General features: G+C 72.1%; 18 protein-coding genes. 7 read left to right on the top strand and 11 right to left on the bottom strand.

All coding sequences use genetic code 11. The features are described from left to right. Positions 1-26: 26 nt before the first annotated feature. From C229_RS0127900 to C229_RS0127935, 8 genes are all read right to left on the bottom strand, one after another. Positions 27-392, bottom strand: coding sequence for a VOC family protein (locus tag C229_RS0127900; protein ID WP_018658420.1), 366 nt, complete (start codon positions 390-392; stop codon positions 27-29). A gap of 24 nt (positions 393-416) precedes the next feature. Next, complete coding sequence (locus C229_RS0127905) at positions 417-2,171, bottom strand: ABC transporter ATP-binding protein (RefSeq protein WP_018658421.1); 1,755 nt, start codon at positions 2,169-2,171, stop codon at positions 417-419. Further along, positions 2,164-3,909 carry an ABC transporter transmembrane domain-containing protein gene (locus tag C229_RS32070; protein ID WP_018658422.1) on the bottom strand — a complete coding sequence of 582 codons (1,746 nt, stop codon included), beginning with the start codon at positions 3,907-3,909 and terminating at the stop codon, positions 2,164-2,166. Before C229_RS32070 ends, C229_RS0127905 begins: the two co-directional genes overlap by 8 nt. Next, positions 3,899-4,780, bottom strand: coding sequence for a siderophore-interacting protein (locus C229_RS0127915; RefSeq protein WP_018658423.1), 882 nt, complete (start codon positions 4,778-4,780; stop codon positions 3,899-3,901). Before C229_RS0127915 ends, C229_RS32070 begins: the two co-directional genes overlap by 11 nt. Beyond that, positions 4,777-5,682 (bottom strand): ABC transporter ATP-binding protein, encoded by a 906-nt coding sequence (locus C229_RS0127920; RefSeq protein WP_018658424.1) that lies wholly within the window; start codon positions 5,680-5,682, stop codon positions 4,777-4,779. Before C229_RS0127920 ends, C229_RS0127915 begins: the two co-directional genes overlap by 4 nt. 26 nt (positions 5,683-5,708) lie before the next feature. Then, complete coding sequence (locus C229_RS0127925) at positions 5,709-6,782, bottom strand: FecCD family ABC transporter permease (RefSeq protein ID WP_018658425.1); 1,074 nt, start codon at positions 6,780-6,782, stop codon at positions 5,709-5,711. Then, positions 6,779-7,846, bottom strand: a complete 1,068-nt coding sequence (locus tag C229_RS0127930; protein WP_155885094.1) for a FecCD family ABC transporter permease — start codon at positions 7,844-7,846, stop codon at positions 6,779-6,781. The genes C229_RS0127925 and C229_RS0127930 overlap by 4 nt, the downstream gene beginning before the upstream one ends. Before the next feature lie 85 nt (positions 7,847-7,931). Next, entirely contained in the window at positions 7,932-9,017 is a 1,086-nt protein-coding gene (locus tag C229_RS0127935; protein ID WP_018658427.1) for an ABC transporter substrate-binding protein, read from the bottom strand. A gap of 149 nt (positions 9,018-9,166) precedes the next feature. Between C229_RS0127935 and C229_RS0127940 the strand changes: the two genes are divergently transcribed. Beyond that, positions 9,167-9,931 (top strand): AraC family transcriptional regulator, encoded by a 765-nt coding sequence (locus C229_RS0127940; RefSeq protein ID WP_018658428.1) that lies wholly within the window; start codon positions 9,167-9,169, stop codon positions 9,929-9,931. On the opposite strand, the gene C229_RS0127945 is transcribed toward C229_RS0127940, so the two are convergent. Both C229_RS0127945 and C229_RS0127950 read right to left on the bottom strand, forming a co-directional pair. Beyond that, positions 9,922-10,755, bottom strand: coding sequence for a sugar phosphate isomerase/epimerase family protein (locus tag C229_RS0127945; RefSeq protein ID WP_018658429.1), 834 nt, complete (start codon positions 10,753-10,755; stop codon positions 9,922-9,924). The genes C229_RS0127940 and C229_RS0127945 overlap by 10 nt on opposite strands. A 213-nt stretch (positions 10,756-10,968) precedes the next feature. Next, positions 10,969-12,207: a lipase family protein gene (locus tag C229_RS0127950; protein WP_018658430.1), complete on the bottom strand. Its 1,239-nt coding sequence runs from the start codon at positions 12,205-12,207 to the stop codon at positions 10,969-10,971. A 188-nt stretch (positions 12,208-12,395) separates the two neighbouring features. On the opposite strand from C229_RS0127950, the gene C229_RS0127955 reads away from it, so the two are divergent. From C229_RS0127955 to C229_RS0127970, 4 genes are all read left to right on the top strand, one after another. Continuing rightward, on the top strand, positions 12,396-13,181 hold the full coding sequence (locus tag C229_RS0127955; protein WP_026314231.1) for an IclR family transcriptional regulator: 786 nt from the start codon (positions 12,396-12,398) through the stop codon (positions 13,179-13,181). 258 nt (positions 13,182-13,439) lie between these two features. Further along, complete coding sequence (locus C229_RS0127960; RefSeq protein WP_240487409.1) at positions 13,440-14,591, top strand: ABC transporter substrate-binding protein; 1,152 nt, start codon at positions 13,440-13,442, stop codon at positions 14,589-14,591. Continuing rightward, on the top strand, positions 14,588-16,354 hold the full coding sequence (locus C229_RS0127965; RefSeq protein WP_018658433.1) for an ABC transporter permease: 1,767 nt from the start codon (positions 14,588-14,590) through the stop codon (positions 16,352-16,354). Before C229_RS0127960 ends, C229_RS0127965 begins: the two co-directional genes overlap by 4 nt. After that, positions 16,351-17,430 carry an ABC transporter ATP-binding protein gene (locus C229_RS0127970; RefSeq protein ID WP_018658434.1) on the top strand — a complete coding sequence of 360 codons (1,080 nt, stop codon included), beginning with the start codon at positions 16,351-16,353 and terminating at the stop codon, positions 17,428-17,430. The genes C229_RS0127965 and C229_RS0127970 overlap by 4 nt, the downstream gene beginning before the upstream one ends. Positions 17,431-17,498: 68 nt before the next feature. Here C229_RS0127970 and C229_RS0127975 read toward each other — a convergent pair whose 3' ends face one another. Next, the gene (locus C229_RS0127975; protein WP_018658435.1) at positions 17,499-17,993 is read right to left on the bottom strand and encodes a VOC family protein; all 495 of its coding nucleotides are present in this window, start codon (positions 17,991-17,993) and stop codon (positions 17,499-17,501) included. Positions 17,994-18,145: 152 nt separating this feature from the next. Here C229_RS0127975 and C229_RS0127980 point away from each other — a divergent pair, with 152 nt between their 5' ends. Together C229_RS0127980 and C229_RS0127985 are read left to right on the top strand one after the other, a co-directional pair. Further along, positions 18,146-18,967 carry a fumarylacetoacetate hydrolase family protein gene (locus C229_RS0127980; protein WP_018658436.1) on the top strand — a complete coding sequence of 274 codons (822 nt, stop codon included), beginning with the start codon at positions 18,146-18,148 and terminating at the stop codon, positions 18,965-18,967. 14 nt (positions 18,968-18,981) lie between these two features. After that, positions 18,982-19,962, top strand: a complete 981-nt coding sequence (locus C229_RS0127985) for a TAXI family TRAP transporter solute-binding subunit (protein ID WP_026314232.1) — start codon at positions 18,982-18,984, stop codon at positions 19,960-19,962. Positions 19,963-19,964: the final 2 nt, after the last annotated feature.

Here is a 19,964-nt window from a genome sequence, read left to right on the forward strand (position 1 = left end):
TGGGCTCGGCGGTCGCTCAGGCGGGGTCAGGCCAGTTGGGCCAGGGAGAGGACGTTGTGGTCGGGGTCGTGGAACCATGCGATCCGGTCGCCGTTCGGGGCCGTCCACACGCCGTCGTCGTCCTGTTCCAGGCCGTCGTAGCGGAGGAAGGTCACGCCCTGGTTCCGGAGGCGGGCCAGGTCGGCGTGGAGGTCCGTGACCTCCCAGCCGAAGACGGTGAAGGGCTGCGGGGTGAACGCGCCGGCCAGCGTGACTCGGAGGCGGCCGAAGACCACCGCGGCCGGGTTGGTGCCCGATACCGTCAGGCCCAGGACCCCCTCGTAGAACGCACGGGCCCGGTCCAGGTCCGACGAGGGGAGGAACGCCATCAGCCCGGCCGAGTTCAAGGTCACCGCACCACCCTACTCCGCCCGCTGTCAGGAGCGGCCGGTGTCCCAGGCCGACCACAGGGCGGCGTAGCGGCCGTTCTCGGCGACCAAGGCGTTGTGGGTACCGGTTTCCGCCAGGTGACCACCGTCCAAGACGATGATCTTGTCCGCCGTGCGGGCCTGGGAGAGGCGGTGGGCGATGACCAGGGCGGAGCGGTCGGCCGTCACGGCGGCCGTCGCGCGGTCCAGGACGGCGGTGTCGGCGGTGTCGGCCTCGGCCGTGGCCTCGTCCAGGATGACCAGGAGCGGGTCGGCCAGGGCCAGGCGGGCCAGGGCCAGGTGCTGGGCCTGGGCCGGGGTGACGGGGTGGCCGCCGTCGCCCACCTCGGTGTCCAGGCCCTCCGGCAGCGACTCCACGATGTGGTCGGCGCCGACCTGCTTCAGCGCCATCGTCACCTGGTCGTCGGTGGCTTCGGGGGCGGCGAGGGTGAGGTTGTCGCGGACGGTACCCGCGAACACGTGCGTCTCCTGGGTGACGGTGACGATCCGCCGCCGGTCGACACGGCGGACGATCTCGCCCGACGTCGGGTCGTGCACCCCCGCGATCAGTGCCGCCAGGGTGGACTTGCCGGAGCCGGTCGCGCCGACGACGGCGAGGACGGAGCCGGTGTCGATGCGGGCGTCGATGCCGTTGAGCACCGGGCGGTCCGGGCGGTAGGCGAAATGGACGCCGGACAGCTCGACGGCCGGGCCGGACTCCGTCCGTGCGGGTTCATCGGCGGCGTCGGCCGCGCGGGTCGACGTGACGCCGATGATGCGGGCCAGGGACGCCAGGGCCGACTGGAGTTCGTCCAGCAGGAACAGCAGTTCCGCGATCGGGGCCACCGTGCGCAGGTACAGGAGGGCGGCGGCGGTGACCTCGCCCGTCGTCGTCTCGCCGGTGAGGGCGAGGCGCAGGCCGATGCCGAGCACGGCCAGCAGGCCGAGGGCCTCGGTGACGTTCAGGTGCCCGAACAGCCGGTTCTGCACGATCCGGGTGCGCATCGCCCAGCGGACGGTCTGCCAGGTCGCGGCCTTGATGCGGTTGAGCTGACGGCGTTCGAGCCGGTGCGCCGTCACCGTCGGCAACTGGGTCAGCGTGCCGAGGACGTCGTGCCCCCGGGCCGACTCCGCCGTGCGCTCGGCGACGTACACGCCCGGCGCCGTGCGCAGGTACCACCGGACGGTCACGGCGTACAGCGGGACGGTGAGGGCGAAGCCCACCAGGAACCACGGGTCGAGGACGACGAGCGCCGCCGCGACCAGCGTCATCGTCAGCACCGAGACGCTGAGCTGCGGCAGCACCTCGGGCAGCGTGCCCGAGACCTGTGCGATGTCGTCGGACGCGCGGGTGACCACGTCGCCGGTGCCCGCGGCCTCCAGCGTGGCGCGCGGCAGGTCCAGCGCCGCCCCGACGTACTCCTCGCGCAGCTCGGCGACGACGGTCTCGGCCAGCCGCGCCACCGCGCGCATCGCGACCCAGGCGACCGCGCCCGCCGCCATCGCGGTCGCGGCCAGCAGGGCGACCTGCCACCAGAACGACCCCGGCACGCCGGACCCGCCCGCGTCGTCCACGGTGTCGACCAGGTTGCCGACCACCAGCGGGAAGACGAGCGCGAGACCCGCCTCGGCCAGGAAGAGCGTCACGATGCCGCACAGCGCCAGGCGGCGTCCGGCGAGCATCGCCCAGATGCGTGCCGCGACCGTGCGGCCGGACGCGACCGGCAGCATCCGGTGCGCGTCCGCGGTGATCGGCTCAGACATCGCTCGTCGTTTCCCGTCTGACGGTGATGACCCGGTCGGCCGCCGCCCGGAACGCGGGCGCCGAGGTCAGCACGAGGGTGGTCCGTCCGGCCCGGCGGGCCCGGACGGCGTGGGCGATCGCGTGCTCGGTGACCGCGTCGACCGAGGTGGTGGGCTCGTCGAGCACGAGCAGTTCGGGCTCGGCGGCGACCGCGCGGGCCAGCGCGATGCGCTGGCGCTGCCCGCCCGAGAGCTGCCAGCCGCCGTAGCCCACGGACGTGTCGTATCCGTCGGGCAGCTCGGCGGCGCCCAGCGCCGCGACCTCCAGGGCCGACCGCGCGGCGTCGGCCGGGACGGGCTCGTCCCCGGTGGCGCGGACGTTGTCCAGCGCCGTCCCGGGCAGCAGCGCCGGAGTGTGCGGGGCGATCAGCGCCCGCTCGCGCCAGCGGGGCTCGACGTGCTCCACCGGCGGCAGGCCCGCGTAGGTGAGCGTCCCGGCGGCGGGCGCGGCCCGCAGCGACAGCAGGTCCCCGAGGGCGCGGCGGGAGGCGTGCGGCAGGTCCAGGACGACGAACTCCCCCGGCTCGACCTGCCCGTCCAGGACGACGCCGTCGGCCAGCGCCAGGTCGCGGAACTCCAGGACCGGCGCGTCGGCGGGACCGGTCGCGGCGGTCGCCCGACCGGCCGTCTTGCGGGGCGTCCGCAGCAGGTCGAGCACGCGTTCCGCCGACGCCTGCGACATCGCCCACATCGCCTGCTGGACGGAGATCAGCGCGTCCAGCGGGCCGATGAGCGTGATGGCGATGGACGACACCATGACCACCTGCCCCACGGTGATGTGCCCGCCGAAGGCCAGCAGCGCCGCCGCGACCGCGACGGCGGCGGCGAACAGGTTGCCGATCGCGGCGCTGGCGCCGTCGAACGCCGCCTCGGTGGAGCGGGCCGCCAGGCTCGCCCGGAGCGCGTCCCGGCTGACCTTGCGGTACCGGCCGGTCGCGGTGCGCTGGGCGTGCAGGCCCTGGACGACGCGGAAGCCCGCGACCAGGTCGGCGGCCTCGGCGGCGGCGTCGGCCAGGCCCGCCTGCTCGGTCTTGCTGCGGCGGCGCAGCGGATAGGCGGCCAGGTGCATCAGCCCCAGCACGATCGGCAGCACCACGATGACGCCGACGCCGAGCGCGGGATGCACCCAGAACAGCACCCCGGCGGCGGCCAGCAGCCCGACCAGCTCACCGGGCGGGTAGACGGCCACGTACACCGCCTGGCACGCCTGGAACGTGTCCGACGTCGTCAGCGACAGCAGCCGCCCCGGCGGGTGCGCCGCCGTGCCGAGGTCACGTTCGTCCAGTACCCGCTTCAGCGTGTGCTGGGACAGCTCGAACTGCGCGCGCTGCACCCCGTACCAGCCCAGGCGCCCGCCGAAGCGGAAGCCGAGGTTCATCAGCGCGTACAGGGCGATGAGCGCGCTCGTCCAGACGGCCAGCGGCCCGGCGACGTCCCCGGCGCTCGCGCCGCCGACCGCCGGGGCGATGACGGTGTCGATGAGCTTGCCGACCGCGACGGGCAGCAGCACGCTCGTCACGTTGAACAGCGTCCGCAGGCTCGCGCCCGCCAGCACGTACCGCCACACCGACGCGATGATCGCCCGGGTCAGCCGGGCGGGCGACCAGGACGGGTCGACGCGCAGCCGCGGCTCGTCGTCGGGGACGGCGGGGGCCTCGAACCGGCCCCACCGCCGCTCCTCCCGGGTGTCAGTTGTCATCGATGTCGGCGTCGTGGTGGTCGAAGCCGTCCACGCCGCGCCGCCAGTACCCGTCGACGACGACCTGGTCCTTGGTCAGCCCGGCCTCCCGGCGCAGGAACCGCCGGATCGGCTTCATCGACTCGGTCTCCCCCGCCGCGAACACGAACAGCGTGGCCGGGTCCGCCGGGGGCTCCCACGCCCGCAGCGCGGTCTCCAGGGCGCTGAGGTGCCCGTCGCCCACCGGGGCGGAGTCGCGGTGAATCCAGTGCAGGTCGAGGTCGGCGGCGCCGGTCAGCTTCTGCTCCTCGGTGGCGTCCGGGATCTCGATCAGCGCCGTGACGTGGGCTTCTGCGGGCGCCTCGGCGATGATCCGCGCGATGGCGGGCAGGGCGGTCTCGTCACCGAGCGCCAGGTAGCGCGGGTAGTCCTCGGGGAGAAGCCAGTTCGAGCTGGGGCCGTTCACCACCAGCGGGTCACCGGCCGTCGCCCGGCTCGCCCACCGGCTCGCGAACCCGTGCCCGTGCAGGACGAAGTCCAGCGACAGCTCGCGCGTCGCCGGGTCCCAGCCGCGCACCGTGTAGTCGCGGTGGATGGGGTCGCCGGTGCCGCCCTCGTTGGGCCAGCTCCCGTCGGGCTGCTCGCGCGGCGCGACCAGCTCCCCGGTCTCGGGGTTGGGGAAGAAGCAGCGGACGTGGTCGGGCGCGAAGTTGGCGAGCGGGAACCCGTCGGCCAGGTCGTCGCCCACCAGGACGACGCGCCGGTACCGGGGCGTGATGTCCTCGGTGCGCGCCACCCGCAGGTCGCGGCGGACGAGCCGGTCCATGTAGTTGAACTGGAGTTCACCGGTCCGGTTCGGGCCGGTGAACCTCGGGAGCTTGTCGCGGTTCAACGGATGTTCTCCTTCTCGTGTCGGCGCGGCAGTGCCGGTTCGCCGTGCGGATCGTCGTCGGGCTCCACCGGGCGGACCGCCGCCGTGCGGGGGTCGAGGGGGATGACGCTGGGCGTGCCGGTGACCGGGTCGGGGGTGACCAGCGCCCGCAGCCCGAACACGTCCTCGACGAGTTCGGCGGTGATGACGTCGTGCGGCGCCCCGGCGGTGATGATCCGCCCGTCGCGCATGACGATCAGGTGGTCGGCGTAGCGGGCGGCCTGGTTGAGGTCGTGCAGCACGCAGACGACGGTCTTGCCCTCGTCGTGGAACGTGCGGAGCAGTTCCATCAGCTCGTACTGGTGGGCGATGTCCAGGAACGTGGTGGGCTCGTCGAGCAGCATGATCGGGGTGTCCTGGGCCAGCAGCATCGCCACCCACACCCGCTGCCGCTGGCCGCCCGACAGCTCGTCCACCAGCCGTCCGGACAGCTCGGTCAGGCGCGTCGCCGCCAGCGCCGCGACCACGGCGGCCTCGTCGGACGGACGCCACTGGTGGATGAGGTTCTGGTACGGCGCGCGGCCCCGGGCCACCAGGTCGGCCACGCGGATGCCGTCCGGGGCCAGCGACGTCTGCGGCAGCAGCCCCATGCGCCGGGCGACCTCCTTGGGCTTGTAGGCGCCGATCTCCTTGCCGTCGAGCAGCACCGTCCCGGTGCTGGGCGTGAGCACGCGGGCGAGCGCCCGCAGCAGGGTCGACTTGCCGCAGCCGTTGGGGCCGATGATCGCGGTGAACGAGCCGTCCGGGATCGCCACGGACAGCCGCTCGGAGATGGTGCGCCGGTCGTAGCCGATGGTGGCGTCCTCGACGACGACGCGGGGACGGCCGGGCGCGGGGTCCGCCGTTCCGGATGGGTCCTTCATCTCGTCCCTCACAGGTTTCGCGGGGTTCATCGGACGAGCCCGTACCGTTGGCGGGCCTCGCGGAGCAACAGCCAGATCATGTAGCCGCCGCCCAGGCACACCGTGATCAGCCCCACGGGCACCGGCCGGTACAACTGGGCGATGTACAGGGAGAGCAGGTGGGCGCCGGCCAGCAGGGCGGCGCCCATCCCGGCCGACGCGAGCAGGCTCTCCCCGGCCGAGCGGGTCAGCCGCCGGGCGAGCTGGGGGGCCGCCAGGGCGATGAAGCTGATCGGCCCGGCGGCGGCGGTGACGACCGCGACCGTCGAGACGCCCGCCACGATCAGCCCCAGCCGGACCGGCCCGGACCGGGTGCCGAGCGTGACGGCGGCGTCGTCGCCCAGCTCCAGCCGCCGCATCGCGGGGGCGAGCAGGGCCGCCGCGACGACGATCAGCGCGGCGACCGCCAGGGCGGGGATCATCGGGGGCCAGGTGACGCGGGAGATGGTGCCGGCCTTCCAGAGGCCGACCGTCATCGCGTCCTTGATCTCGGCGCGGGAGATCAGGTAGTGGTTCACCGACACGAGCATGGCCGAGACGGCGATGCCGATGATGATCATCCGGAAGCCCTGGATGCCGCGCCGGTAGGACAGGACGTAGACCGCGAACGCGGTCACCAGCCCACCGGCGATCGCCGCGAAGGCGAGCCACCAGTAGCTGTTCGTCCCGACCACGATGATGGCGAGCACGACGGCGGTGAACGAGCCGGAGTCGAACCCGATCACGTCGGGGGAACCGAGGGGGTTGCGCGTCAGCGACTGGAAGATCGCGCCGCCGATCCCGAGCAGCGCCCCGAAGACGACGGCGGCGATCGCGATCGGCAGCCGCCACTTGACGACGATGGTGCGCTCGAAGCCCTGCTCGCCGCCGGTGAGCGTCGCGAACACCTGCTGGAGGGTGAGCGGATAGTCGCCGTAGGTCAGGGAGACCGTGGCCAGGACCACGGCCGTCAGGAACAGGACGGCCGAGACCGTCAGCAGCCGGACGCCCACGCGGCCGGAGCCCCAGCGGAACCGCAGGGTCCGGGTGCGGTACCCGAAGGCGACGCTCTCCTTGTTCACAGGCCGCTCGCATTCCGTCGCCGTACCAGCACGATCAGCACCGGAGCCCCGATCACCGCCGTGATGATGCCCGCCTCGATCTCCCCGGGACGGACGATCACCCGCCCGAGGACGTCCGCCGCCAGCACCAGGACCGGCGAGGCCAGGGCCGAGTACAGGATGATCCACCGCTGGTCCGGGCCGGTGAACCAGCGGACGACGTGCGGCACCATCAGCCCGACGAACACGATCCCGCCCGTCAGCGCCGTCGCGCCCCCGGCGAGCAGGGCGACCGCGGTGATGCCGAGGACGCGGACCCGGACGACCCGGGTGCCCAGCGAGGCCGCCAGATCGTCGCCGAGCGCGATGGAGTTCAGCGATCCGGAGAGCAGGATCGCGAGCACCAGCCCGAGGGCGATGAACGGCAGCACGGCGAGGGTCTCGTCCGCGCCGGTGCGGGCGATCGAGCCGAGCCCCCAGGCGCGCAGGGCCCGGAACGTCTCCTCGTCGATCAGCATGAGGAACGTCGAGACCCCGTCCAGGACGGCGCTCAGCGCGACGCCCGCCAGCACCAGCGTCTCCGGCGCGGCCGAGGCCCGCCCGGCGGAGCCGATCAGGTAGACCAGGACGGTCGCCGCCGCCGCGCCGAGGAAGGCGAACCAGATGTAGCCCTGGATGCTGGACAGGCTGAAGATCCCGACGCCGACGGTGATGACGAACCCGGCGCCGGAGTTGATGCCGAGGACGCCGGTGTCGGCCAGCGGGTTGCGGGTCAGCGCCTGGATGAGCGCGCCCGCCACCCCGAACGCCGCGCCGACGAGGACGCCGAGCAGGGTGCGGGGCAGCCGGACGGTCCACACGATGTCGGACGCCTCGCTCCCGTCCCGCTCCCACAGCACCCGCCACGCCTCCGCCGGGGACAGCGGGTTGGCGCCGAACGAGACGCTGAACAGCGCGACGATCGCGAGCGCCGCCAGGATGACCAGCAGCCCCGCCGCGCGGCGGCGGTACAGCACGCTCCCGGACGGGGCGTCGGCGCGAACGGCCCGCGCGGGCTGCTGCTGCCGGGTGGGGGTTGGCGGCACGGACTTCCTCTACGGATCGTGGACGGGCGCCGGGACCGGGGCCGCGCGCGGCCCCGGTCCCCGCGTCCTCGGCGGCGGGCTGCGGTCAGGACAGCTTGGCGCCCGCCAGCCACTGCTCGCTGAGGACCTTGGCGCCCCAGGTCAGGCTGGCCGGGCTCGCGCCCATCCGCAGCATCCAGACCGCGTTCTCGACCTGCTTGCCGTCGGCGGTCGTGAGCTTGGTCGGGTCGTTCTCCACCAGGGTGAGCGCGATGTAGCGGCCCTCGGTGACCGGCTTGAGCGCCTTGAAGAGGGGCTTGGCCTCGCGGGCCTTGCGGACCGCCTCGCTGCTGTAGGTGACCACGAGCAGGTCGGCGTCCAGCAGGCTCAGGTTCTCGTCCGGGACGACGTCCTCGTCGACGAACTTCTTCGCGTTGGGGTTGGGCGTGAAGCCCAGCTTGGTCATGACGCCCTCGGTGATGCTGCCCGCCACGGTGTAGTAGGACAGGCCGCCGTTGGCGCCGTAGTCGTTGGCGATGGTGATGGTCTTCCCGGCGAACTGCGGGTGCGCCTTGGCGGCGTCGGCGAGCGCCTGCTCCGCCGTCGTGACGGCCTTGTCGGCGGCGGCGCCGAGGTCCAGGGTCTTGCCGACCAGGCGCTGCACCTCCTGCCAGGGCAGTTCCTCGTTCTTCGGGGCGTCCAGCACCGGCGCGATGTCGGCCAGCTTCTTGAACTCGGGCTTCTCGAAGATCGCGCCCAGGGCGACGATCAGGTCGGGCTTCACCGCGGCGATGCCCTCGAAGTTGATCGGGTCCTTGCGGGTGGCCTCGTCCACCTTCTCGATCTTCTTCACCCAGGCCGCGTCGCGCCACCCGACGCGGGGCTCGTCGGTGAGGGCGTAGACCGGGGTCACCTGGAGCGCCTGGAGCGCGTCGGCGTTGGGCGACATGCCGATGACGGCGATCCGCTCGGGGCGCTTCGGAAGGGTCGTCTCCCCCGCCCACGTCGTCAGCTTGAGCGGGTACGTCGTGGTGCCCTCGGCCGCCGGGACCGGTCCCTGCGGTCCGCTGCTCTTGGCGGCGGCCGGGCCGTCGTCGGTCGAGGCGCAGCCGGTGAGCGCGAGGAGGGCCGTCAGCGCGACGGCCGGGGCCAGTCGCCATCGTCTGCCGCGGCGCAGGGTGGAGCTGTGCATGGGGGGATGTGTCCTCTCGGGGTCGGGCAGCGGGGGCGGGGTGTACGCACGCGACATGCGCCCGTCTAAGGTTAGGCGAACCTAACTTCTCCGGTGCACCGATTCCGACAGACGTCGCGCAGAATGCGACAGGACCGATCCAGAGGCGGGTGGACGTGTTTCAGCGCACCTACGGGGACTCGGCCGCGCCCTGGCGCATCTGGATGCCGGCGGTCGCCGTCCCCGAGCAGCACGAGAAGCAGTTGCACGTCCTGCTGTGGCAGGTGTGCGGTGACGCCGATCTCGTCGTCGGAGGCCGTGGTCACGCGCTGACGGCCGGGCACGCGCTGTGGATTCCGGTCGGCGTGCGGCACGAGTTCACGGTCGCGGCCAACTCGGTGACGATGCCGCTGTTCTTCGAGGCCGCCAACACCGCCACCACGCTGACCGAGCCCACGCTGGTGACCGTCGACCGCGACCTCCAGACGCTCATGCTGGCGTATACGGTGTCGTGGAACACGATCATCAAACCCACGCCGAACCTGGCCCGGCAGATCCTCGCCCTGATCGAGGAGAGCCCGGTGCTGTCCGCCGTGCTCCCGATGCCGTCGGGTGAACCGGCGCGGACCATCGCCGAGGCGCTGCGCTTCAACCCGGGCGACATCCGCAGCGTGGAGAAGCTGGCCGAGTCGGTGCACACGTCCGTGCGCACCGTCGAGCGGATGTTCCAGGCCGAGACCGGCATGACGCTCCGGCAGTGGCGCATCCGCAACCGGATGGAGGCCGCCGCCATCCTGCTGCGCTCGAACGCCTCCCCCGGCGCGGTCGCGCACCGGGTCGGCTACACGAACGCGAACGCGTTCCGCCGCGTGTTCAAGAGCCACTTCGGCATCTCGCCGGCCGAATACCTCGACCGCTACCGGGCTCAGCGGTGAGCGTCGCCGGGAACGATCGTCCCGGCCCGCTCCAGTTCGCCGACGAGGTGGCGCAGGGAGTCGGCGCCGAGCTTGGCGATCTCGGCCGCCGGACGCTCCCGGTAGCCGGGGTTGAAGATCTCCAGCGACAGCGGCCCGCGATAGCCGGACGCGACCACCGCCGCGACCGGGCCGAGCACGTCGAACTCCCCCTCGCCGGGGAAGCAGCGATGGTTGCGGCTCCACTGGAGGACGTCCATCTCCAGCCACGGCGCGTCGGCCACCTGGAGGAAGCTCACGGCGTCGCGCGGCAGGCCCGTCAGCACCGACGCGTCCTCCCCCGCCGCGTACAGGTGGAAGGTGTCCACGACGAGGGTGACGTTCGGGTGGTCCGCGCGCCGGACGGCGTCCCAGGCGTCGGCGACCCGGCTGATGTGGGTGCCCCAGGCCAGCGCCTCGAACATCACCGTCATGCCGTGCTCGGCCGCCGCGTCGCCCAGGGCGGCGAGCTGGCCCGCCGTCAGGTCGCGGCTGGGGTCGGCGTCCGCGTCGGTGTTGGACACCACCAAGATCGCGTCGGCGCCGAGTGCGCGCATCACGTCCAGCTCGCCCCGGAAGCGGGTCAGGACGCCGCGGAACTCCTGCGCGGACACGCCCTCGGCGCGCCGGAACGGCTGGTAGAGGTCGATGGTGAGGCCCTGGTCGGCGCAGCGGCGGGCGCACTCGCGCGGCGTCATGCCGGATTTGCGCAGGTCGTCGTCGAGGAGTTCCAGGCCGTCGAAGCCCGCCGCCCCGATGGCGTCGATCTTCTCAAGGAGACTTCCGCCGAGGGACACGGTCGCCACGCACAACTTCATCGTTTCTCAGCCTCACTTGTCACGGAACGGGGGGTTTCCACGAGTGCCCGACGGATGCTGGCGCAGTTAGGTTAGGTTAACCTAACAGAGGTTAACCTAACCTAACTGCGCCGGATGTCCAGAGGCCGAGCGGACGAAGGCGGGCATGAGAAGAGCCCGCCCCCACCGGGCTGCGGTGGAGGCGGGCTCTGGCCGGGCGGACTAGCAGTTGCTCTTGGCGGGCTTGTCCTGGAAGCGGTCGGTCAGGAAGTTGACGGCGTCCGGCCACGCCCGGAGGAAGCCGGTGGCGTGCTCGGCGGCGCCGTAGGTCTTCCAGGTGAGGTTGGTGCCGAGCTTGCACCAGTCGCGGTGCAGGGCGTCGCCCTGCTCGAAGCCGACGAGCTGGTCCACGAACGCGTGGCTCTGGAAGACCGGCACGGTGGGCTTGACGGTGCCGAGCTTGTTCTCGTTGAACCGCGCCTTCCAGGCCGGGTCGTTGAGGATGTCGCGGGTGGAGAAGTCCGCGATGCGGCGGAAGACCGTGGCGCCGAGGGCCGGGACGACGTCGAAGCTGACCAGGCAGAGGTTCTGGAAGTCCTGCTTCAGCTTCTTGCCGGCGTCGTTGAGGGCGCCGTCGATGTTCAGCTCGGGGTAGGCGGCGTCGAAGCCGAGACCGGCCATGAACATCAGGCCCGCGCCCAGACCGCCGTCGAGGAACTTGCCCATGGCGACCGGGTCGGCGGGGACGCCGCCCGCCGAGACGCCCTTGAGGTTCAGTTCGGGCGCGTAGCTGCCCGCCAGCTCGGCGGCCCATCCGGCGGTGCTGCCGCCCTGGGAGTAGCCCGCGACCGCGACCGGCCCGGCCGGGTCGAGCCCGGCCTCGGGCAGGCGCTGCGCGGCGCGCACGACGTCCAGCGCGTTGCGTCCGGCGGCGCGGCCCACGATGTAGGGGTGCGGGCCGGGGGTGCCGAGGCCCTGCATGTCGGTGACGACGACGGCCCAGCCCTTGTTGACCAGGTCGTTGATGGTGAACTGCTCGTAGTCCAGGCCGGTCGTCATCGTGTAGGACGGGGCACACTGGTCGCCGATGCCGCGCGTGCCGACCGTGTACGAGACGACGGGCCGCTTGCCCTTGCCCGTCCACGGCTTGTCGGGCACCAGGACGGTTCCGGACACGGCGGTCGGCGCGCCCTTGGCGTCCTCGGAGCGGTAGAGGACCTGCCACGACTTGACCGAGGGCGCGAGCGCGAACTTGGCCTGACGCGACCGGATGACGTCGCCGGGCTTGCCCGCCGGGAGCGGGGACGGCGGCTGGTAGAACGGGTCGTCCTGGGGCAGGACGGGCTCCGGCGCCGCGGACGCGGAGGTCGCGGGCAGCACGGCCGCCGCCGTGCCGAAGGCCAGGACGGCCGCCTGCACCAGACGGGAGACGCGGCGGCGCCGCACGGGGTGGTTGCTCATGGAACTCGGCCCTTCGGGGGAGGGAGCACCCGGGAACGGCCGGGCACCAGAGACGCAGACGTACTCTCGGGCATCCCTCGCGGTGTGACTAGGCACACAGGAACCAAATTGGACGTGCCTCTAATAATACGGCGACGAAGTTTCCCGCCCCACCTCCCCTGACCTGACCCGCGTGTAAAGTCTCCTGCATGACAGGACAGCGGGCGAGCGGGTACCGAGAGCGCAATTCGACGGCCGATCGCGCCCTCGACATCCTCCTGCTCTTCGACGACGGACGGCTCGTGGTCGGCGGGCAGGAGGTCGCCGACCAGCTCGGCGTCGCGCGCTCGACGGCGTACCGGTATCTCCAGAGCCTGGTGGCGTCGGGGTTCATCGAGGAACAGCGGCCCGCCGGATACCGGCTGGGGCCGCGGGTGTTCGAGCTGGCGCGGCTGGCCCGCAAGGGGGTCGGGCTGTCGGAGATCGCCCGTCCGGTGATGCGCGACCTGGTCGAGACGGTGGGCGAGGCGGCGCTGCTCACCCGGCGCGCGGGCGCCACGGTCGTCTGCCTCGAACGGGAGGAGACCGACCATCCGGTGCGTCTCTCCTACGAGCGCGGCCACGTCCTGCCGATCAACGCGGGCGCGGCGGCGCTCGTGCTGCTGGCCTGGGCGCCCGAGAAGGAGGTCGCGGACGTCATCGAGCAGAGCGGGCTGCCGCGCTTCACCGGCGCCACCGTGACGGACGCCGACGTGCTGCGCGAACGCCTCGCGGAGATCCGGGCGTCCGGCGTCGCCGTCACCCGGGGCGAGCTGGACGCCGACGTGCTCGGCGTCGCCGCGCCCATCCGGGACGAGCGGGGCGACGTCGTCGCGGCGGTGAGCATCGCCGCGCTGTCGCACCGGGTGCCCGAGGAGCGGGTGCCGGAGGTCGCGGCGGCCGTCCGCGCCGCCGCCGCGACGATCACCGAGCGGCTGGCCGTCGTCGCGTCCTGACCTGCGGGCACCCCCGCCGAGACCCCGGAGAGCCCTCTCCGGGGTCTTTTTTTCGGTCCTCGCGCCGACCCCCTCCGGACCAGCGCGAAGGGCACGTCTTACCAGCTCAGCGGCTTATCGCCTATTTTGGACGCGTGTCCCCCGTCACATGGTCATGTGACGCGGACAACAGCGACCCCTTGTCGCGACCTCATCCCAGTTGCATAATTCAGGACCAGTGTCCCGCAAAGCGAGACACGTCCGAGGAGGAGGGATCGGATGAGGCTCCACCCCATGCGGCCGGGCACGCGCCGGCCGTGGAAGCCCGTCGTCGCGGCGACACTGCTGACGTTGCTCGCGGGGGCCACGGCCGCCTGCGGCTCGGACGGCGGGGACGAGGCCGCCATCGCCAAGGCGGCCGACGCCGCCAAGGCGCGGCTCGCCGACAACCCCGCCCTCGCCGAACTCGTCGAGGCCGCCAAGAAGGAGGGCGCGCTCAACCTCAACTGGGGCTTCGACGGCCGCGACACCGGCAAGGTCCTGATCGACATGTTCAAGAAGGCGTACGGCCTGGACATCAAGGTCACGCTGACGCCCAACCAGAACCAGCCGGGCAACGCCGCCAAGCTCTCCCAGGAGTACAAGGCCAAGTCGCCCGCCTCCACCGACGCCTACGTCGGCAGCCCCGAACTGGTCCTCGGCCTCGGCCCGGAGAACGACGACGTCCTGGAGAAGGTCGACTGGGCGTCGTTCGCCCCTTGGACCAAGGGCCTGGCGAGCGACAACGGCGCCGCGCTGACGTTCGTGGACCTGATCCCCGGCTTCACCTACAACACCACGCAGCTCCCCGAGAACGAGGTGCCCGCCACCGCGCAGGACGTCCTCAAGGTCACCAAGCCCGTCGCCAGCACCCCCTACGCCGCGCAGTTCAACGTGCTCGCCACCGACGAGATCATGGGCCCGGACAAGCTGCGGACCTACCTCAGGAACTACAAGGCCGCCGGGTTCCTCGGCTGCGGCGAGCTGAACCGGATCGCCTCCGGCGAGTTCGCCGCGATGTGGATCTCGTGCGGCAAGAACATCGCGGAGGTCTTCGCCGCGCAGGGGGCGCCGCTCAAGACGGCCGTGCTCAAGGACGCGGGGATCACCTCCACCCGGTACGTCGCCGTGCCGAAGCACGCCCAGCACCCGAACGCCGCCAAGCTGTGGGTGACGTGGCTGCTGACGCCCGAGGCGCAGAAGATCGTCTTCGAGCACGACTTCGCCGACAACACCCGGATCCCCGGCAGCCGGACCGCCCAGCAGTTCGCCGAGTACGAGGCGCAGGGCGTGAAGTTCACCCGGGTCGACTACGAGTTCGCCCTGTCCCACCCCAAGGTGTACAACCCGAAGTTCAAGGGTGAGCTGGTCAAACTCCTGACGGTCAAATGACGCAGCTCACCACCGCCCCCGCTCCCGCGGCGCCGCCGGAACCGCCGGACACCCGGCCGTCCCGGCGGCGCCCCGGCGCCCTGGGCGTCCTCACCGCGCTCATCAGCATCCCGGCGCTGTGCGTCGTCGGCCTGCTCGCGCTCGTCGGCTACCTCGGCTTCCGCGTCCAGGGCTCGCCCGACGGCGCGTTCACGCTGGGAAACTACCGCGCGCTGTTCGGGAACGCGCAGGTGTGGGACGTCGTGCAGAACACGGTCGTCTACGTCGGCGTGACGCTCGTCGTGGCGCTGTTCTTCGGCACCGCCATCGCCCTGCTGGTGGAGCGCACCGACTTCGGCTGGGAGCGCACGATCGGCACCATCATGGTGCTGCGCCTGCTCATCCCCGGCTTCTTCACCGCGATGGGCTGGATCTTCCTGTTCCACCCGCGCATCGGCGCGATCAACCAGTGGGCCATGGACGGGCTCGGGCTGGCGAGCGCGCCGATCAACATCGTCTCGCTCGTCGGCATGGGCGTCGTCGAGGGGCTGGCGCTGTCGGCGCTCGTCTTCACCATGGTGTCGTCCGGGCTGCGCTCGCTGGACGGGTCGCTGGAGGAGGCGGCGCGCGCGTCCGGCGCCCGGCCGTGGACGGTCCTGCGCCGCGTCACGCTGCCGCTGATCTACCCGAGCCTGCTCGGCGCCGGGCTGTTCGCCGGGACCATCGCGATCTCGTCGCTGGACATCCCGCTGATCATGGGCCTGTCCAACCGGATCTACGTGTTCAGCAGCTACCTGTACGTCGCGACGAACCCCTCGGCGGGCCAGCCGGAGTACGGCGTCCCGGCGGCGTTCAGCGCCGTGATGATCCTGCTCGCGCTGGGGTTCAGCCTCTGGTACCAGCGGACGCTGCGCGCGGGCCGCAAGTACCAGGTCGTCTCCGGCAAGGGCTACCGCCCGGCCCGCGTCCGGCTCGGCCGGTGGCGCTGGGCCGCGTGGCTGCTCGTCGGCGGCTACGTGCTCTGGTCGATCGTGCTGCCGATGCTCATGGTCGTCTGGATCTCGCTGCTGCCGTTCGTGCAGAAGCCGTCGGCCGCCGCGATGAACGTGGTGTCGCTGGACAACTACGCGAACCTGGACTGGTCGTTCGTCGGGCGCGGGCTCACCACGTCGATCAAGCTGATGGTGCTGGCGCCGACGCTGGCGGTGCTGATGAGCCTGGCGTTCGCGTTCGTCGTCGTCCGGTCGCGGTCGCGCGGCCGGTTCGTCTACGACCTGGTCGCGTTCCTGCCGCAGGCGGTGCCGAGCACGGTCTTCGCGTTCGGCGCGATGATCGCGGCGCTGTACTGGACGCAGGGCTGGTACGGCCTGTACGGCACGCTGACGCTGCTCGTCGTGGTCACCGCGCTGATCCAGCTCGCGTTCGGCACCCGCATGTTCAACGCCGGGCTGCTCCAGATCCACACCGAGCTGGAGGAGGCCGCCGCGATGTCGGGCGCGTCCACCTGGACGGCCGTCCGCCGCATCACGCTGCCGCTGCTGCGGCCCGTCGTGACCTACACGTGGCTGTGGCTGGCCCTGCTCAGCCTCCGCGACCTGACCGTGCCGACACTGATCGGCGGGCAGGACACGCTCACGCTCTCGGTGGCGTCGTGGACGCTCTTCAACACCGGTCAGGTGGGCGCCTCGTCCGCCCTGACCCTGCTGATGATCGGTCTCATGACCCCGGTCGTGGTGCTGTTCCTGCTGCTCACGCGCAAGAACGAAGGGAAGGCGATCTCATGACGGGGACGCCGCTGGCGGTCCACGGGCTGCGCAAGGGGTTCGCCGACCGCGGCACGACCGTCCAGGCCATCGACGACGTCGGGTTCGACGTCCGCGAGGGCGAGATCTACACGCTGCTCGGCCCGTCCGGCTGCGGCAAGACCTCGACGCTGCGCGCCGTCGCCGGGCTGGAGCGCCCGGACGAGGGCCGCATCGTCATCGACGGCACGGTCGTGACCGAGACGGGCTGCTTCGTGCCGCCCGAGCGGCGCGACATCGGCATGGTGTTCCAGAGCTACGGCATCTGGCCGCACATGAACGTCTTCGAGAACGCGGCGTTCCCGCTCAAGGTCGGCCGCGCCAAGGTGCCGAAGAAGGAGGTCCGGCAGCGCGTGGAGAGCGCGCTGGCGGCCGTGCACCTGGCGGGCTACGAGGGCCGGATGGCGACGCAGCTCTCCGGCGGGCAGCAGCAGCGCCTCGCGCTCGCCCGCGCGCTCGTCCGCCGCCCGAAGCTGCTGCTGCTGGACGAGCCGCTGTCGAACCTGGACGCCAAGCTGCGCCAGGCGATGCGCGCCGAACTGGCCACGCTCCAGCAGGAGCTGGGCGTCACGACGCTGTTCGTCACGCACGACCAGGACGAGGCGCTGAGCATGTCCAGCCGGATCGCGGTGATGCAGGCCGGACGGATCGTCCAGGAGGGCACGCCGCGCGACGTCTACCAGCGTCCGGCGACGCGGTTCGTGGCCGACTTCGTCGGGACGACGAACTTCCTGGACGGCACCTGCGCGGCGGGCGGCCGGGTCGAGACGACCGTGGGCGCGTTCGACGTCGCCGGGGACGGCGGGCGGGCGGGCGCGGACGTCGTGCTCGCGGTCCGTCCCGAGTCCGTCCGGCTGCACACCGACGAGCCGGTCGGCACGCCGAACGTGGTGAAGGGCGAGGTCGAGCGGGTGATGTTCGTGGGCGAGTGCGTGGACTGCCACGTCCGCGTCGGGGACGCGGTGTGGGTGACGCGCCAGGACCCGGGGCTGGCCGCCCGCAGCGGGGACGGCGTGTGGCTGGAGCTGCCCGCCGACCGGATCTCGGTCATCGCCTGACGGGCCGGACGGTGCCGGAAAGGCGGAAGGCGCGGTGCCGGTGGCACCGCGCCTTCAGTTCCGGTGGCTCACTGGACGGGCTGGTACGCCGGCCCGTCGTCGGCGAGCAGCCGGTCGGCCTCGGCGTAGATCTGCTCGGCGGGCAGGCCGAAGTCGATGCTCTTGCGGAACGGCTGCCGGACGTCGCGGTCGAGGCGCAGGTAGACCTCGTTGCGGTTGCCCTCGGGGTCGAAGAAGTAGATCCCGAAGGCGTTGCCGTGGGTGACCTCCTGCTGGACCTCGATGCCCTGCTCCTGGAACGCCCGGTGGAAGGCGCGGATGTCCTCCAGGGACTCCACCCGCCAGGAGATCTGGTGCTGCTGCTTGGCGCCGGGCGCGGCGGTCCGGCCCTTCTGGAGGACGAACTCGTGGTGCTCCTCCTCGGGGCGGGAGCTGAAGAACACGATGCCGAGGCCGGCGTCCTCGTCGGTGACGGTGAGGCCGAGCACGCGCTCGTAGAAGTCCCGCATCAGCGGGAGGTCGTCGACCCACAGGCCGGTGTGTCCCAGTTCGGCGATGGCCATGGAACCCTCCTTGTCCTGAATTTCAGGAGTCAAATCCTGATTTCTGAAACAAGGCTAACGCATTGACCCGGGCGGCCTCCAGACCTAAGCTGTTTCGATATACAGGATGCTCGCCCTGCAAAACAGGACACCAACGAGAACGGGGGCCCGGGATGCGGTTCGTCGCCTATCGGGACGAGAACGGCGCCGAGGCGGTCGGCAGGCTCGACGGCACGCGCGTCCACCGGCTGCGCGACGTCGCCCGGATCGACCGGGACCTCGCCCCCGGCGCGCTCGCTGAGGCCGGCGCGGACGGCGCGGGCGTCGAGCTGGACGACCTGGAACTGCTGCCCGTCGCCCGCCCGGAGAAGATCTTCTGCGTCGGGCTCAACTACCGCTCGCACGTGGACGAGACCGGCCGCGACCTGCCCACGTACCCGGTCCTGTTCCCCAAGTTCGCCTCCGGCCTGATCGGCCACGGCGCCCCCATCACGCTGCCGCCCGAGTCGCACCAGGTGGACTACGAGGCCGAGCTCGCCGTCGTCATCGGCACTCCGGGCCGCCGCATCTCCCGCGCGGACGCGCTCGGCCACGTCCTCGGCTACACGATCTGCAACGACGTCACCATGCGCGACTTCCAGTACCGGACCCACCAGTGGATGCAGGGCAAGGCGTGGGACGCCTGCACGCCGCTCGGCCCCGTCCTGGTGACCCCCGACGAGATCGACCCCGCCGAGCTCGGCATCGCGCTCCGGCTCAACGGCCGCGAGCTCCAGTCGTCCACCACCGACCGGCTCATCTTCGACGTCGCCGAGCTGATCCGGGTGACCTCGGAGTTCACCCGGCTGGAGGCCGGCGACGTGATCCTGACCGGCACCCCCGGCGGCGTCGGGTACCGTCGCGATCCCCAGGTCTTCCTCACCGACGGTGACATCGTCGAGGTGGAGATCGACGGCATCGGCACGCTGCGCAACCCCGTGCGCGCCGAGGCATGAGGAGGGGACGGGACATGCGGGCAGTGGACGTCCGGATCTTGTGTCCGGGCCAGAACTGGATGAACATCGGCAGCCTGATCGCGAACGGCATGGGCGGCTACGGCAGCCCGCTGCCGGACGGCTCCACGATCGCGGCCGTCACCGGCACGCCGCCCGCCGCGCTCGGCATGGACGGCCCCCGGCTGGTCGCCCGGGGCCGCTACCACTTCGGCATCACCACGCCGAACTGGGCGCTCGCCCTGGCCTGCGCGGGCAAGGGCCCCTACACCGAGCCGCTGCCGCTGCGCGCCGTCGCGGCGTTCCCGCACGACGACCGGCTCGCGCTCGCCGTCCGCGCGGAGACCGGCATCACGAGCCTGTCCGACATCGCCGCCCGGCGGCTCCCGCTGAAGATCTCGATGCCGACGCGGGAGATGGGGCACCCGGCCCGCTGGGTCATGGACGAGATCCTGGCCTGCCACGGCTTCTCCCAGGAGGACCTGGAGAGCTGGGGCGGCGAGGTGCTGCGCGACCGGCCGCGCTCGCAGAACTCCCCCGACGCGGTCCCCGCCGACCCCTCGTTCGACGCGGTCTTCGACGAGGCGATCATGACGCACCGCTGGCGGAAGCTCACCACGCAGTACGACCTGCGGTTCCTGCCGCTGGAGGAGCACGTCCTGGCGCACTGCGCCGCCCTGGGCATGCCCGCCGGGGTGCTGGAGAAGGGACGGCTGCGCGGCCTGGACCGCGACGTCCCCACCCTCGACTTCTCCGGCTGGATCCTCTACTGCGCCGCCGACCTGCCCGACGAGCTGGCCCACCTCGCCGTCCGCGCCATCGACGAGCAGCGCGAGACCATCTCCGCCCGCTTCACCGGCCCGACCCGCGCCATGACCGCCCCGGTCGACCTGCGCGCGACCGGCCGCGACCTGCCCGTGCCCCTGCACCCCGGGGCCGCGGCGTACTACCGCGAACAGGGCCACCTGGACGACACCGCCGTTATCGAGGAGGACTGACC

The sequence above is a fragment of the Actinomadura flavalba DSM 45200 genome (assembly GCF_000374305.1).
Taxonomy (GTDB): Bacteria; Actinomycetota; Actinomycetes; order Streptosporangiales; family Streptosporangiaceae; genus Spirillospora; species Spirillospora flavalba.